This is a genomic window from Dactylosporangium fulvum (assembly GCF_025137375.1).
GTDB lineage: Bacteria > Actinomycetota > Actinomycetes > Mycobacteriales > Micromonosporaceae > Dactylosporangium > Dactylosporangium fulvum.
In genome coordinates this window covers 8,700,160-8,716,153 of record NZ_CP073720.1, presented here as the reverse complement: position 1 = coordinate 8,716,153, position 15,994 = coordinate 8,700,160, and the positions used below count along the sequence as shown (strand labels likewise).

General features: G+C 71.2%; 10 protein-coding genes. 4 read left to right on the top strand and 6 right to left on the bottom strand.

The annotated features are described in order from the left end of the window. Nucleotides 1-58: 58 nt before the first annotated feature. Nucleotides 59-3,412, bottom strand: coding sequence for an ATP-binding protein (locus Dfulv_RS40030; protein WP_259859016.1), 3,354 nt, complete (start codon nucleotides 3,410-3,412; stop codon nucleotides 59-61). Between the two features lie 187 nt (nucleotides 3,413-3,599). Further along, a complete protein-coding gene (locus Dfulv_RS40025) occupies nucleotides 3,600-4,271 on the bottom strand; it encodes a type 1 periplasmic-binding domain-containing protein (protein ID WP_259859015.1) in 672 nt (223 codons plus the stop codon). A 172-nt stretch (nucleotides 4,272-4,443) separates the two neighbouring features. On the opposite strand from Dfulv_RS40025, the gene Dfulv_RS40020 reads away from it, so the two are divergent. The 3 genes from Dfulv_RS40020 to Dfulv_RS40010 all read left to right on the top strand — a co-directional run bounded on the left by Dfulv_RS40020 (nucleotide 4,444) and on the right by Dfulv_RS40010 (nucleotide 8,889). Further along, entirely contained in the window at nucleotides 4,444-5,652 is a 1,209-nt protein-coding gene (locus tag Dfulv_RS40020) for a HupE/UreJ family protein (RefSeq protein WP_259859014.1), read from the top strand. 123 nt (nucleotides 5,653-5,775) lie between these two features. Beyond that, nucleotides 5,776-7,752: a fibronectin type III domain-containing protein gene (locus tag Dfulv_RS40015; protein ID WP_259859013.1), complete on the top strand. Its 1,977-nt coding sequence runs from the start codon at nucleotides 5,776-5,778 to the stop codon at nucleotides 7,750-7,752. Between the two features lie 75 nt (nucleotides 7,753-7,827). Then, complete coding sequence (locus Dfulv_RS40010) at nucleotides 7,828-8,889, top strand: COG1470 family protein (protein ID WP_259859012.1); 1,062 nt, start codon at nucleotides 7,828-7,830, stop codon at nucleotides 8,887-8,889. On the opposite strand, the gene Dfulv_RS40005 is transcribed toward Dfulv_RS40010, so the two are convergent. The 3 genes from Dfulv_RS40005 to Dfulv_RS39995 all read right to left on the bottom strand — a co-directional run bounded on the left by Dfulv_RS40005 (nucleotide 8,870) and on the right by Dfulv_RS39995 (nucleotide 12,159). Next, nucleotides 8,870-10,153 (bottom strand): cellulase family glycosylhydrolase, encoded by a 1,284-nt coding sequence (locus tag Dfulv_RS40005; RefSeq protein WP_259859010.1) that lies wholly within the window; start codon nucleotides 10,151-10,153, stop codon nucleotides 8,870-8,872. The genes Dfulv_RS40010 and Dfulv_RS40005 overlap by 20 nt on opposite strands. Before the next feature lie 81 nt (nucleotides 10,154-10,234). Further along, complete coding sequence (gltX, locus tag Dfulv_RS40000; protein ID WP_259869147.1) at nucleotides 10,235-11,617, bottom strand: glutamate--tRNA ligase; 1,383 nt, start codon at nucleotides 11,615-11,617, stop codon at nucleotides 10,235-10,237. 35 nt (nucleotides 11,618-11,652) lie between these two features. Beyond that, nucleotides 11,653-12,159, bottom strand: coding sequence for a MarR family winged helix-turn-helix transcriptional regulator (locus tag Dfulv_RS39995; protein WP_259859009.1), 507 nt, complete (start codon nucleotides 12,157-12,159; stop codon nucleotides 11,653-11,655). Between the two features lie 99 nt (nucleotides 12,160-12,258). Between Dfulv_RS39995 and Dfulv_RS39990 the strand changes: the two genes are divergently transcribed. Continuing rightward, nucleotides 12,259-15,456: an efflux RND transporter permease subunit gene (locus Dfulv_RS39990; RefSeq protein ID WP_259859008.1), complete on the top strand. Its 3,198-nt coding sequence runs from the start codon at nucleotides 12,259-12,261 to the stop codon at nucleotides 15,454-15,456. A 126-nt stretch (nucleotides 15,457-15,582) separates the two neighbouring features. On the opposite strand, the gene Dfulv_RS39985 is transcribed toward Dfulv_RS39990, so the two are convergent. Then, nucleotides 15,583-15,969 carry a hypothetical protein gene (locus Dfulv_RS39985; protein ID WP_259859007.1) on the bottom strand — a complete coding sequence of 129 codons (387 nt, stop codon included), beginning with the start codon at nucleotides 15,967-15,969 and terminating at the stop codon, nucleotides 15,583-15,585. Nucleotides 15,970-15,994: the final 25 nt, after the last annotated feature.

The following is a 15,994-nucleotide window of genomic DNA, read 5'->3' as shown; positions in this document are numbered from 1 at the left end:
CCACGCACGCGGCGTTGATGACCGCCGGCGACGCGGCCGGCGGAGTTTCAGGCAGCGCTCACAACCGCCAGCGGACCTCGGCCGGCGGCGCGTATCGGCAGGTGGCGCCGGTCGAGACCGCGTCACGGAGGTGGACGCCCAGATCGGGATGGCGCTCGTCGATCTTGCGTAGCGTGTCCCGGATGCGTGCGGTGACCGTCTTGCGGGCACGCTCGGCCTCGTCGCCGAGGCGGCGGGTGCGGCCGGCCAGGCCCGCTGCCGCTCGGAGCTCGCCGATCAGCGCGCGGCGCTCCTCGTCCAGGGCGTCCACCTTGGCGGTGTCGCCGCGCAGTGAGGCGGTGTCGATCGCCTCGTCGAGCTCACCGAGCCGCCGCCGGTAGCGGGCCTTGGCCTCGTCGTCGATGATCGGGTCGCCGCCCATCCGCCGGGCCGCGGCGAGCTCCGGCCCCGCGGCCGGGTCGAGCAGCTCGACCGCTGCGATGTCGTCGCCCGGCCGGCTCAGCAGCACGTGGAGGTCGCGCAGCCCTTTCGCGTCGGGCAGGTGCACGACCCGCCCGGCGAAGGCCAGCCGCCACACGTCCCCCTCACGCCGGAACTCGGCCGCGGAACCGCCGGGCCCCACCCGTGCCGTGCCGGCCCCACTCTCGCCCGACGGCGTCGAGACACCGGTGGGCGAGCTCGAGGGTCCTGCATCGCCGGCCGGGTCCATGAGTTTCGCGCCGCGGGCCGAGGCGGCAGGTCCCGGAAGTTCCGCACCGCGGGCCGGCGCGGTGGTCGGGCTTGAGAGACCGATCGGGTCTGGAGGCTCCGCACCGCCCGCCGGCGCAGCGGTCAGACCCGGGGGACCCGCACCGCCGGCCAGGGCGGCGGCCTTGGCGGCCAGGTGGGGCATGCCGATCTCGGCTGCCTCGCGCTCGACCTCGGCCAGCAGCGTCGCCGCCGACGCGCCGCTGCCCAGGAGCGCCGTCACCAGCCCCAGCCGCGCGGTCAGCGACCACGGCCGCGCCCCGAGCAGGTCGGCCGCCGCCCGCGCGGACGCGAACCCGGAGAGCGCGTCGTGCCACCGGCCCTCGGCCGCGTCGACCATCGCCACCCACAGGTCGACCGGGCCGCTGACGTCGCAGCCGTAGATGGAGACCAGCCACCGGCCACGGTGCGGCGCGAACGCCGCGCGGGCCTGCGCGCAGGCCGCCGGGTCGCCGGTGAGCGCCGCGACCTCGGCGAGCAGCCGCAGGAACAGCGGCTCCATCGACGGCGGGTGCGGCCTGCCGGAGCTGTCCGCGATGTGCTGCGTCCCCGGTCCGGGATCTCCCTGGGCGGCGGCGGTCAACGCGGCGGCCAGCGCGAGGTAGGGGCCCTGTGTCTCGGAGATGTGGTCGAGCATGCGGCCCGCCTCGGCGAACCGGCCGCGCTGCATGTGGAGCGCCCAGTAGACGTGGTGACCCATGTAGGCGTAGTCGTCGTGGGTCGAGTCGAAGTGCAGCTGGATCTCGCGCAGCAGCGCCTCGGCGTCGGCGAACTCGCCGCGCAGCGTGGCGATGATGGCGCTGTCCATCGTCAGCGCGAGCCGCACCTGGGCCATGTCGACCTGTTCCGTGAGCGCCTGCATCGTCTGGAGCTGCGCGTAGTAGCGCGGGTCGCCCAGCTCGAGCAGGGCGACCCAGCGCAGCGACGCCGCGAAGGCCGCGGTCTGGTTGTCGCCGGAGCGCCGGGCCACGGTCTCCATCTCGGCCAGCAGCGCCTCCCGCTCGCGGGCCGAGCCGAGCCGCCAGATCGAGTCGTGGCGGCTCCACAGGCTGAACGCGAGTGCCTCGTCGTTCTGACTCTCGCGCGCCAGCATCTCGGTGTGCCGGATCAGCTCGCCCACCAGACGGTCGCGTGGCAGGTCACCGCCGTCGGTGCCGACGATCCGGGCGTGCGCCTCCCGCAGCAGCGGCTCGATCAACGGCGCCTCGAGGCCGCGCGGTCTCCGGTGACGGTCGGCCACCAGCGCCACCCGGGCCAGCACCGCCGGGTCGTCGACCTCGCGGCCCAGGGACGCGGCGGCCTCGATGTGGTCCCACGACTCGCGGCGCCCGCCGCCGTGCAACAGCTCCTGCGCCAGGTCGAGGTGGATCAGCACCCGCCGGGCCGGATCCTCGGCCCGCTCCAGCGCCCGGCGGAGATGGCCCATCGCCTCCTCGGGCGCCAGCCGGCCGGATGCGTCGCGGGCGGCGGCGAGCAGGTGCTCGACCGTGACGGCCGGCTCGACCTGCGTGCCGGCCGCGTACGCATGGCGGGCCAGGTCGCTCGGGAACAGCCGGTCGCGCAGCGCGGGCGTCCGCCCGACGGCCCGTACCACGGCCGCGTGCCGGTCGTGTCGCTCCTGGTCGGGCAGCGCGTCGTAGAGCGTCTCGCGGACCAGGTCATGGCCGAACGCGAACCGCCCGCCGCCCCGGCCGACCACCAGGCGGGCCGCCATCGCCCCGTCGAGCAGGCGGTCGACCTCGGGCACCGGCGCCGCGACCGAGGCCGCAAGGAGCTGGCGGTGGAACTCGTGACCCAGCACCGACGCGGTGGTGAGCAGCTCGACGAGCGGGTCGGGCAGCAGGTCGAGCCGGCGCCGGACGGCGTCGCGCACGCCCGGCGCGATCGCGGACACCGACCCGTCGGCCCGCCACAGCCGTGCGGTCTGCTCCACGAAGAACGGGTTGCCGCCGGTGCGCCGGTGCACCTCGGCCACCACCGCGGCGGACGGCTCCCGGCCGGCCGTGCGGGCGATCAGCGCCGCCACCTCCGCGGCTTCGAGTCCGGTGAGCGTTACGGTGGTCGCCTTGGCCACGAGCGGCAGCACCAGCGCGCGCAGCGGGTGGGTGACGGACTCGACCTCGACGTCGCGGTAGGTGCCGACCAGCAGCAGCCGCTCGAACCAGGTGTGCTGGACCGCGAACTCGAGCAGCCGCAGCGACGCCGGATCCGCCCAGTGCAGGTCGTCGAGGACGACCATCACCGGGTGGTGCTGTGACGCCGCCACCAGGGCCGCCGTCACGTCGTCATACAGGCTGAACGCGTCGGCCTGCTCCTCCGGGTGGGTCGCCCGGCCGAGCAGCGCGGCGACGCTGCCGCCGCCGGCCTCCTCGATCGTCGCCCACTCGTCCGGGGTCGCCTGCCGGTGCAGGCCGCGCAGCACCTGGACCCATGGCCAGTAACCCGGCGCGCTCTCGGAGTCCCAGCAGCGGCCGCCGACGATCGTGACCCCGCGGTCGCGTGCCGCCTCGGCCGCGCCGGTGACCAGGGTCGTCTTGCCGATGCCGGGCTCGCCGGTCACCAGCACCAGGCCGCCGTGGCTCTCGGCCACCCGATCGATTTCGGCGCGCAGCACACCGGCGGGGTGCTCCCGCCCGATGACCGTCTCGCCAACCCGGGTCCACATGACCCTTCAGACGGTAGCGAACCCCTATGACATTTTCGGGCCCGCGAGCCGCGCGACCAATGCGGTGTCCACCAACGTCGACCGGCCCACCATCGTTGATCTTGCAGTTGTGGTGCCATGCAAACCGGGCATTCGGGGAGTGTCCCGGCACCAAACTGCAGGATCGACGCGCAACAAGACCGGCGAACTAGAACTGGTCGAGCCAGATCACGATTCCGGTCAGGTTGTTGAGCACGGCCGCGACGCCCGCCCTGACGGCGGCCGAGCAGCGTTCGGCGGTGAACGAGCCGGGGTCGTACGTCGAGGACATGCCGAGTCCTTCACCGCGGAACGACGCGCCGGACCAGTCGACCGCGGTGACGTTGTGGGTGGGCTCGGCCAGTTCCGCGCCCACCACCAGGAACTGCTGGGACAGGTGGCTCGCGGTGACCACCGCCAGGGGGTCGACGAGGTCGTTGCCCGCGCTGACGATGAGGTCCGGGTGCAGCTCGAGTGCCCTGGTGACGGCGGGGACGAGGTCATGGGCGTCGGCGGCGACGACCGTCTTCAGCGCGACGTCTTCCGCGTCGGCCCAGTCCTTCACCGCCGTCACGAGGGCCTTGGTCGGGTCGTCGTCACCCGCGGTGAGCAGCACCACGCGGTAGCCCTTCGACGGGTGGACCCCGTTCCAGGAGCCGGGCCGGGGCGTGATGGTCGCCTCCGGGGTGGGTGAGGCTGACGGGTCGACGAACCCTGGGCCGAGGGCGCCGACGGCGCTGGGCGCCGGGTGCGGCCCGGACCAGTCGTCGCCGGAGCCGCATCCGGCGAGCAGCGCGGCGGCCGTGGCGAGTGCGGCAACGGCCCGAAGCGGGGGGCGCAAGGCGATCGTCCTCCGGGTGGTGGCGGGTGCGGGCTCCTTCCTACCGCAGTTCCGGCCGCCGCCCGGCGGCTTGTGCACCGTTCCGAGGAGTTGTTCGTGATCGGTTCGCCGGTGCGGTGGATCTTGTTCACCCATGGCGTGCACCGTGCATTCGCCACAGCGAAGGAGCACCATGTCGTACCGCACCGCCCTCGTCACCGCAGCCGGGATCGTCGCGGCGGTGATCGCCGTCCTGAGTCCCGGGCCGGCACTCGCCCACGGCTTCACGTCAACCGTGTACGTCCACGTCACCGCTGGCGACGAAGGCCACGTGCGGACGAGGCTGGAACTCGAGTACGACCTCTTTGTCGTGTCCGCGGCCGATGCCGGGCACGACGATCCGCTCTTCCGGGACGGGACCGCCGCGTTCGAGGCGGGCGACACCGCTGGTCAGGCCACGGTGCTCAACGCCCACGCGGACTCGGCCGTCAGGTACGTCACCGAGCGCTTCTCGGTCACCGCGGACGGCAAGGCGTGCACGCCGGCGCGGGTCGGCGACTTCACCATGGGCCGGCAGGAGGGTGTGCCGTACGCCGGCCTGCTGCTCGACTGGGCCTGTCCCGATCGGAGCGACGCGCACGAGGTGCGCAGCGGGCTGTTCCCCGACGCCGAGGGCTTCGTCAAGGGCACCAAGACGATCGTCACCTACGAGATCGACGGCCGCTCGGGCAGTGCCGCACTCGACGCCGCGCATCCGTCCTTCTCCACGGCGCAGGCGTGGTACGAGCGGTTCTGGGAGTTCTTCCGCCTGGGCGCCGAGCACCTGCTCACCGGCATCGACCACATCCTGTTCCTGCTCGCGCTCATCGCCGGGTCACGGCGCCTGCGTGAGATCGTGCTCGCGGCCACGAGCTTCACCCTGGCCCACTCGGTGACGTTCATGCTCGCCGCCCTCGGCCTGGTGGACGTACCGGCGCGGCTCGTGGAGCCCGTCATCGCGCTGTCGATCGCCGTGGTCGCCGGCTGGCACCTGTGGCGGATCCGGCGGCGCGGCGACCGTGCCACCGACCTCGAGACGGCCGGACGCGGCCACTTCAGCCTGGACCGGTCCGGCTGGATCCGCCTCGGGGTCGTGTTCTGTTTCGGCCTCGTGCACGGCCTGGGCTTCGCGGGCGCACTGGGGATCGACGAGGCGTGGTCGTGGACCCTGCTGTGGTCCCTGCTGGTGTTCAACGTCGGCATCGAGGTCGTGCAGCTGGCGCTCATCGCCGTCGTCTTCCCGCTGCTGATCGTGCTGCGTCGCCGTTCGCCGAGGGCCGGCGTGTGGACGACGGGCGTGATCGCCGCCGGCGTGGCTGTGATGGGTCTGGTGTGGTTCGTGCAGAGAACGTTTGGGGCCTAACGACCCGAGGCTCGCACGACGTGCAACTGGCCGCCGGGCCGAGTTCACGATGGCTTCACCCGGCAGCGGAAGCGTGAGGTCGCTTGATCCGTACCTCCCATCGGGCAAAGGAAAAGTGAACCGATGAACTCCAGCACCTCCCCGCAGGCCTCCCGGCCTGTGCGGCGCCGCGCGGCCGTAGGGGCCACCGCGGCACTCCTGGGCCTGGCAGTGGCCTTGGGCAGCGGTCCCGGTACCGCTGCCGCCGCTGACGAGCCCGCCGTCCTCACCGGGCTCATCCTCGGTGTGGGCGCCAACGAGTCCCAGCGCATCGTCACGTGGTACTCGTCGGCCGACACGGCGCAGAAGGTCCAGCTCGCCCCGACCGCATCCCTGGTCAACGGTGAGTTCCCGGCCGGCGCCGCCACGTTCGCCGCCATCGGCGCGGCGAACATCGCCACCAGCGGCGGCTTCAACCGCCACGCGACCGTCACCGGCCTGCAGGAGCACACGGCGTACTCCTACCGGGTCGGCACCGAGGGGAACTGGTCCTCGACGTACGCCTTCAAGACGCAGGACTTCGAGGGCGACTACGACTTCCTGTTCTACGGCGACCCGCAGATCGGCTCGTCCGGCGACGTCGCCAAGGACCAGGCCGGTTGGCAGGACACCCTGAACGTCTCGCTCGCGGCCAACCCGAACGCCGAGCTGCTGGTGTCCGGCGGTGACCAGGTCGAGACGGCCAACACCGAGGCCCAGTGGAACGCCTTCCTCGCGCCGGACAAGCTGCGGCAGTACCCGTGGGCGGCGACCATCGGCAACCACGACGTCGGTGGCAAGGCCTACGAGCAGCACCTGTTCACCCCGAACACGGACCGCTCGGCCCCGCTGTACGCCAACGGGAACCCGGCGTCGAACACCTCGGGCGGCAACTACTGGTACATCTACAAGGATGTGCTGTTCATCGACCTGAACAGCAACAGCTACCGCACCGCCTCGGGCGGCGGCGGCGACGAGGCGCACATCGCCTACGTGACCGACGTCATCAACCAGCACGGTGCCGAGGCCAAGTGGAAGGTGCTGGTCTACCACCACGCCATCTACTCGCCGGCCTCGCACGCCAAGGACTCCGACAACAAGGTACGTCGGGTCGACTTCCCGACCGTCTTCTCCAACCTCGGCGTCGACCTGGTGCTGCAGGGCCACGACCACAGCTACTCCCGCAGCTACCTGATCAAGAACGGCGCGAAGGCGAACCCGGACGAGCAGCCCGGCGCCGCCGACGTGTACCCCGGCCCCGGCGGCGTGCTCTACGTGACGGGCAACTCGGCCTCGGGCTCGAAGTACTACGACATCACGGCTCCGGACAACAGCGGCACGAGCGGCGCCGGCAACGGCGCGGACCCGCTCAACCCGAACAGCTACTGGTACAACTCGGCGCAGAACCAGGAGCACGTGCGCAGCTACGTCAAGGTCGAGGTGCGCAGCGACAAGCTCGTCGTGCAGAACGTCCGCAGCGGCACCTGCGCCGCGCCGAACCCCGCCGTGGAGAAGGGCCTCAGCTGCACCAACACCGCCGAGGGCCAGCCGGTCGGCTCGGTCGTCGACAAGGTGACCGTGCACCCGTACCACGCCGACGGCCAGGACATCCAGGTCAACGTGCCCAACGCGGCGCCCGGCGAGTTCGGCTGGACGATCGACGGCTACAACGGCCTGGTGAACCTCGGCACCGCGCAGGACCACAACGGTGACTACTTCGAGGCGACGGGCCAGATCAACCCGATCGTCGTGTCGGACAACCGGCGTTCGCTCGCCCCGTGGTCGATCTCGGCCAGCGTGAGCGACTTCCGGGACGCCGACAAGACGTTCTCCGGCGCCTACCTCGGCTGGACGCCGCGCGTGGTCCAGGACGGTGCCGGTGCGCAGGCCAGCGCGGCGGTGCCCTCGGCCTACGACGACCACGGCCAGGGCCTGTCCGTCTCGCGCGGGCTCGGCTGGGCCGGCCAGGGTCACCCGAAGGGGACCGCCCGGCTCGGTGCTGACCTGGATCTGAAGATCCCGGGCAGCGTCGACAAGGGCGCCTACCGCGCCACCCTCACGATCACTGCGCTGAGCAGCTGACCGTTCCACCCCGGCGGGGCGGCACCGGCAGGGTGCCGCCCCGCCACCCTGCTCCAGATTGTCCGAGGACCCGAGATGCACACCTTCGTCCGTACCGCTGCCGTGGCCCTGCTCGCCGCCGTCGCGATCGTCTGGCCGGGTGCCGGCCCCGCGCTCGCCGAGGAGGGCGACGTCGCGTGGACCGTCCGGACGGCCTCGAACAGCTACGGCGCCGACCGGTCCAGCTTCAGCTACGCCGTCAACCCGGGCGGGCAGCTCAAGGACGCCATGGTCGTCGCCAACCGCGGCAAGGCCCCGATCGACCTGGCCGTCTACGCCGGCGACGGCTTCACGACCGGCGCGGGCCAGCTCGACCTGCTGACCAGGGACAAGAAGTCCGTCGGCATCGGCGCCTGGCTGCGCGCGGACCACGAGACCGTCGCGATCCAGCCCGGGCAGGCCGTCGAGGTCCCCTTCACCGTCAGCGTTCCGGGCAACGCCACGCCCGGCGACTACGCGGGCGGCATCGTCACCTCCCTGACGCAGCCCGACTCGGCGCAGAGCATCAACGTGGAACGGCGCCTCGGCATCCGGGTCAAGCTGCGGGTCGGCGGCGACCTCAAGCCGGGCCTCACGATCGAGGACCTCCACGTGGACTTCGCCGGCTCGTCCAACCCGTTCGGCGGCGGTGACGCCAGCGTCACGTACACGATCCACAACACGGGCAACGCCATCCTCTCGGCCCAGCAGACGGTGTCGGTCTCGGGCCCGTTCGGCTGGCTGCGGACCGAGGCCGGCGAGATCGCGGCGCCGCCGGAGCTGCTCCCGGGTGAGCGCTGGAAGGTGACGGTGCCCGTCCACGGCGTGGCCCGCGCGGGCAGGCTGACCGCCACCGCGACCCTCACGCCCCGGCTCGTCGACGCGTCGGGCTCCACCACCTCACTCGAGGCGGTCCGGGCCACGACGCACGGCTGGGCCGTGCCGTGGCTGTTGTTGCTGCTGATCGTCGTGGTGATCGCGGGCATCGCCGGCGCGGTCCTGCTCGCACGCCGCGGCCGTGCGCGGCGCAAGCTGCGCGAGGACGTCCGGGTGCGGGAGGCCGTCGAGAAGGCGCTCCGCGACAAGAAGCCGGAGGCCGTCAGCGCGCCGGGGGAGTGACCGCGGCGACCATCGCCGAGCGCGGCGACCGCTTGCCGAGCAGATCCCGGGAGTACACGGCGTAGGTGTACTCCGTCGAGCCCTTCAGGCCTTTCAGGGTCACGTCGGTCCGGCTGGTCGTCAGCACCCGCACCTCGGCCGCGCCGTTCACGGCCACCACCTGGTACGTCGTGCCGACCGCGCCCGGCCGGCGCTGCCAGCTGAGCCGGACGCTGTTCGAGGTCACGTCGGCGACGGTCACCCCCTGCGGTGCGGGGCCCTTGCGGTCCGCACCCGTGCCGTTGCGGAAGACCGTGGCCTCCCGGGTGTCCGTCGTCAGGCCGTTGGGGCCGTTGATGAACCGCTGTCCCCAGGCGGTGCGGCTGTTGGCGTCGAAGTTCTTCACCAGGTCGAGATAGCTGTACTGCGCGTCGTTGCCGCTCCAGGACCAGCCGAAGTACCCCAGCTCGCGCGCCTCCGCGTAGGCCATGATGGCGTCCTCGTCCGGGTCGCCCCACTGGTGCTCGCCGGAGAACTCGCCGATGACGATCGGCAGGCGGCGCTGCGTGAATGAGCTGAGGTAGGAGTTGACCTTCCCGGCGTTGTTGAACATCCCGTACATGTGGATGTCGAACAGGGTGTTCCCGAGCGGGTCGGCGGCGACGACCCGCTCGGCGTTGTCGCGCATGACGAACGACTCGTCCTGGCCCCAGCCGGGGCCGTCGACCATCAGCGCGTGCTTGAAGCCGGCGGCGCGCAGTGACCGGATCGCGTCGGACGTCTGCTGCATCCAGGGCATCGTGGTCCCGTTGCCGAACGGCTCGTTGGCGATGTTGACGATGATGTGGTCCTCGTGGCCGACCAGCACGTCGCGCATCCCGAGCCAGAACTGCACCGCCTGCGCCATCGTCGCGGCCTTCTTGTCCTGGCCGAAGCCCGTGGTGTCGTGGGCGTCGAAGACGCAGATGAGGCGATTCTTCTCACAGAGGCCGACGAGGTTCGCGACCTCCTCCTTCTTGGCCAGCCGCCATTGGTGGCCGATGCCGAGGGGCACCCGCACCGCGTTGGCGCCGGCCGCCTTGATGCCGGCGAAGACGTCGTTGCGGTTCGGCCACCACATGAAGTCGTGGTTCACGCCACGCAGGACCAGGTCGCTCCCGTTGGCCTCGACGACCCGGCCGTCACGCACGTGGATGCCCACCCGCGGCTCGGCGGCGAGTGCGTCGCGCGGGGCCAGGACGCTCAGGCCGGTCAGGAGCATCGCGACCACCAGCACGGTTCTCACGGCTTTTGCGGCTACCCCGCCCGGTGGTCCCGTATCCGCCCGCCCGGGGTGAACCGGGGCGGGCGGCACGCATCGGGCCGGTCAGAGGCGGGCGCGGGCCGCCCGCAGGCGGGACAGTGTGCGCTCGCGGCCCAGGACCTCCAGCGACTCGAACAGCGGCAGGCCCACCGACCGGCCGGTCACCGCGACCCGCACCGGCGCCTGCGCCTTGCCCAGCTTCAGGCCCCGCTCGGCGCCGACCGCCTCGAGCGCCGACTTCAAGGCCTCCGCCTCCCACGAGGCGCTCCCGAACGCCGCGATCGCGGCGTCCAGCAGGTCGGCCGAGCCCTCCTTCATGGCCTTCGCCCAGGCCGCCTCGTCGGTCGGGGGCTCGTCGAGAAACACGAAGTCGACGTTCGGCACGATCTCCGACAGCAGGGCGATCCGCGTCTGCGCGTGCAGGGCGAGCGCCTCGAAGACCTTCGGGTCGAAGTTCGCCGCCGGCCACGGGGGAGCGGGCACGTCGGTCGTGCCGGGCGCCACCGGCGTGCCGGTCAGCCACGGCGTGCACGCCTCGACGAACGCGGCGGGGGACAGGGCGCGGATGTACTCGCCGTTGAACGCCCGCAGCTTCTTCTCGTCGAAGAACGCCGGCGACGGGTTGACGTCCTCGAGCCGGAATTCGTCCTCGATGACCGACCAGGGCACGATCTCCCGGTCGTTCGAGGGCGCCCAGCCGAGCAGCATCAGGTAGTTGCGCATCGCGTCGGCGAGGTAGCCCTCGTCGCGGTACTGCTCCAGGGCGACCTTGTCCCGCCGCTTCGACAGCTTCTGCCGCTTCTCGTTGACGACGACCGGCACGTGCGCCCAGATCGGCGGGGTCTTGCCCAGCGCCTCCCACAGCAACTGCTGCTTCGGGGTGTTGGGCAGGTGCTCCTCCGCCCGGATGACGTGGGTGATCCCCATCGTCATGTCGTCGACGACGTTGGCGAGCAGGAACACCGCGGAGCCGTCGGCGCGGGCGATGACGAAGTCCTCGATGAGCCGGTTGTCGAACGTCGGCTCGCCCCGGACCAGGTCGACGACCCGCGTCTCACCCTCGTCGGGGGTGCGGAAACGCAGCGCCCGCCCCTCACCCGGACCGAGTGAGCGGTCGCGGCAGAAGCCGTCGTACCCGCGGAACTGCGCGCCGGCCCGCTCCTGGATCATCTCGCGGGTGCAGTCGCAGTAGTACGCGCGGCCGGAAGTGTAGAGCTGGTGCGCGGTGGCACAGTGCTGTTCGGCGTTGGTGGACTGGAAATACGGACCCTCGTAGGTGTCCCGGGCGATGCCGATCCAGGCGAGCGCGTCGAGAATGCCTTCCGTCCACTCCGGACGGTTGCGGGCGGCGTCGGTGTCCTCGATGCGCAGGACGAACACGCCTCCGTGCTGCCTGGCGTAGATCCAGTTCTGCAGCGCGGAGCGGGCGCCGCCGACGTGGAACATCCCGGTCGGCGAGGGAGCGAAGCGAACGCGAACAGTCACGCTTCCAGACTAGTTGGCTTCGGACACCGGTTTTCCGGCGGCAGTTCGATCCCCTGTTCTCTCGCCTCGGCCGCGCCGGCCTCGAGGATCCGGTCGAGGACCGTCGCGAGCATCACCAGCGTCTCGTCGTCCAGCCGGTCCAGCAGCCGCCGCTGCGCCCGCGTGCCGCTGTCCATGATCTCCTCCAGCAGCCCGCGACCGACGGCGGAGAGGTGGATGCGGCGGATCCGGCGGTCATGGGTGTCCTCGACGCGCACGACGTGACCATGGGTAACCAGACGGTCCACGATGCCGGACATCGTGGCCGGTGTCACCCCGAGGTGCCGGGTGAGCTCCTGAGACGGGATGCCGTCGTGCCTGGAGAGTAGCAACAGCACCTTGAGCTGCTGCATCGTGAGGTTTACTGAGAAAATCGGGTTGGTGCGGTCGTAGGCCACCAGGGCGCGCATCCGCTGCTCGGCCATCATCACGCGGTGCAGCAGGGCTTCCCTGTGAGTCTTCACAGGATCTTTTTACCCCCTGGAAAAATTTTGCGCGAGGCGAACGGTTAGCATCACACGAACTAACGTCTGTCTTAGCCGATCGGAAGAAGACTCCCTGACATGTCGTTCCTCGCCCGGCTCAGTTTGGCGAACCGGGGGCTGGTCGCGATCATCGCGATCGTCGTCCTGGGCTTCGGCGCCGTAGCCATTCCGTCGCTCAAGCAGCAACTCATCCCGTCGATCGACTTCCCGGCCGCGTTTGTCGTGGCGACGTATCCGGGCGTGTCGCCCGACATCGTCGAAGAGCAGGTCACCAAGCCCATCGAGGGCGCGCTGCAGGGCGTTCCCGGCCTGACCGACATCACCTCCACCAGCCGCGAAGGCGTCGCCACGGTGCAGGTGTCATTCGACTTCGGCACGTCCATCGACGAGATCACCAACAAGATCCAGACGTCGATCACGCGCATCCGCTCGCAGCTGCCGTCGACCGTGGAGCCGCAGGTCATCGCGGGCTCCACCGACGACCTGCCCGCCGTGGTCCTCGCCGCCTCCAAGTCGGGCGACCAGATCGCCTTCGCGCAGCAGCTCAACGCGATCGTCGTGCCCGCGCTGCAGAGCATCGAGGGCGTGCGGCAGGTCGAGGTCACCGGCGCCGAGACGCAAAACGTGCTGATCACGCTGAACCCGGCGAAGGCGCTCCCGGCCGGGGTCAACGCCCAGTCGCTGACCGCCGCGCTGCAGGCCAACGGAGTGTCCTTCCCCGCCGGCACGCTCACCGAGGGCAACCGGTCCCTCGCGGTGCAGGTGGGCGGCACGCTCGCCACGATCGACGACCTCAAGGGGCTCAACGTCACGCCGACGACCAAGCTCGGTGACGTGGCGACCGTCGAGCTCAAGACCGTCGAGGCGACCTCGATCACCCGTACCAACGGCAAGCCGAGCCTCGGCATCGCGGTCACCGCGTCGCCCGACGGCAACGCCGTGAAGATCAGCCACGAGGTCCGCGACAAGCTCGACGACCTGCGTGCGCAGCTCGGCGGCGACACCCAGATCAGCTCGGTCTTCGACCAGGCGCCGTTCGTCGAGAAGTCCATCAAGAGCCTCACCACCGAGGGCGCGCTCGGCCTGCTGTTCGCGGTGATCGTGATCCTGGTGTTCCTGGTGTCGATCCGCTCGACCCTCGTCACCGCCGTGTCGATCCCGCTCTCCGTCGTCGTCGCGCTGATCGGCCTGTGGATCGGCGACTACTCGCTGAACCTGCTGACGCTCGGCGCCCTGACGATCGCCGTCGGCCGTGTCGTCGACGACTCGATCGTGGTCCTCGAAAACATCAAACGCCATCTGGAGTACGGCGAGGAGAAGCGCCACGCGATCCTCACCGGTGTCCGCGAGGTCACCAGCGCGGTTGTCGCCTCGACACTGACCACGGTCGCGGTGTTCCTGCCGATCGGCCTCGTCGGCGGCCTGGCCGGCGAGCTGTTCCGGCCGTTCGCCATCACCATCACCGTCGCGCTGGTCGCCTCGCTGTTCGTGTCGCTGACGATCGTGCCGGTCATGGCGTACTGGTTCCTGCGCCCGCCGAAGCGGCTCGGCGTCGAGGAGCGGGAAGCCATCGAGGCCAAGGCGCTCGAGAAGGAGCGGCGCAACCCGTTGCAGCGTTCCTACGTGCCGATCATCAGCTGGGTCACCCGGTCCGGCTTCACCCGCTGGGTCACCGTCGCCGTCAGCCTCGTCGTGTTCATGCTCACGATCGGCTCGGCGAGCCTGCTGAAGACCAACTTCATCGACCAGTCCGGGCAGAGCGAGTTCTCCATCTCGCAGGAGCTGCCGGTCGGCTCCAGCCTGGCGACCACCGACGCCGCGGCGAAGAAGATCGAGGACCTGCTCAGCAGCCGCAACGACATCGAGGCGTACCAGGCCACGATCGGTGCCTCCGCCGGCTTCGGCTTCGCCGGTGCCCAGTCGACGAACACGGCGAACTTCTCGGTCACCGCCAAGGAGAGCGCCGACGTCGAAAAGGTCATCGACGAGCTGCGCGCGCAGGTCGCCGGGCAGGGCGACAGCGTCGGCACGGTGAAGATCACCGGCGGCGGCAGCGGCGGCGGGTCCGCCGACCAGCTCGCGGTCATCGTCAAGGCCAACAACATCGACGACCTCAACAAGGCCGCCGCCCAGGTGCAGGAGGTGATGTCCACGACCGACGGCATCGCCGACGTGGAGAGCAACCTCGCCGCCAGCAACCCGCGGATCGACGTGCGGGTCAAGCGGGACGTCGCCGCGCGCTACGGCCTGTCCGACGCCGCGATCGGCGGCATCGTCAGCGCCGCGTACCGCGGGCAGACGCTCACCCAGATGACCGTCGACGGCCAGCAGCGCGACCTCGTGCTGCGCGCCGGCCCGGCGCCGGCCACGCTGGAGCAGCTCAAGGCGCTGCAGATCCCGGTGCAGGCCAACCCGCCGTTCGTCCGGCTCGACCAGGTCGCGGAGGTCAAGGAGTCCGTCGGCCCGGTCTCGATCACCCGGATCGACGGCCACCGCAGCGCCTCGGTGACCGGCCGGTCCACCAGCGACAACCTCGGCGAGGTCTCCACCAAGCTGCAGCGCAAGCTCGACGCGCTCAGCCTGCCGGCCGGCGCGACGGTGACGCTCGGCGGCGTCACGCAGGACCAGCAGGAGGCGTTCGGTCAGCTCGGCATCGCCATGCTGGCAGCCATCGCGATCGTCTTCATCATCATGGTGGCGACGTTCCGCAGCGTGGCCCAGCCGCTGATCCTGCTGGTGTCGATCCCGTTCGCCGCGACCGGCGCGATCCTGCTGCTGCTCGCGACGAACACCCCGCTCGGCCTGCCGGCCATGATCGGTGTGCTGATGCTCATCGGCATCGTGGTCACCAACGCGATCGTGTTGATGGACCTCATCAACCAGTACCGCGAGAGTGGCATGCCGGTGCGCGAGGCGGTCATCGAGGGCGGTCGGCGCCGCCTGCGTCCGATCCTCATGACGGCCGTGGCGACGATCTGCGCCCTGCTGCCCATGGCGATCGGCCTCACCGGCGAGGGTGGCTTCATCTCGCAGCCCCTGGCGATCGTGGTGATCGGCGGTCTGGTGAGCTCCACGCTGCTCACGCTGGTGCTCGTCCCGACGCTCTACACGATGGTCGAGGGCGTGAAGGAGCGCCGCCGCCTCAAGCGCGAGGGCCGGCACGCCGCCTCGGGCGGCCCGGCGGGGAACCAGCCCGAGGACTCCGAGGGCTCGGACGACTCCGACGGCGAGGGCCGCCACCGGCTCGATCCGTTCGCTCCCGCCCCGTCCCACTAGTACCACCGCGAAAGAGGCCGGCCGTCGACGTTCGTGACGGCCGGCCTCAGCGGTTTACGGGCAGATCGAGGGAAACATCCGGCCGCTTCGGCGACACGAAGTTTCCCTCGATCTGTGACCGTCGATTTACGGCTTGTGCGGGCAGCGGTGCAGCGGGCGGCGCGGGATGCGGGCGGGGCGCCGTATCGACACCAGCCGGGCCGGGCGGACGGCCGGCTGCCTGGCCGACGCCGGGGCCTGCGACGACGTCGCCGATCCCGCCACCGCCGCCAGGTGGGACGACAGCGCGGCGTGCAGCAGGGTCGGCGACGACGGCGCGGAGGAGGGCACGCGGCGGTTCGGCGGGTAGGTCCGCTGGGCGGGGATCCGCGGCACCGGGCCGGGCACGCCGGCGCGATCCGCCCGCGCCGGCTCGGCCGCGGGCTTCTCCGGGCGCGTCACCACGAACGCGACGATCGCCGCCACGACGACCGGGACCAGGTAGAGCAGGGCTCCGGCGTATTGCTCGGTCACGACGACGACTCCCAACGCTGCGCAC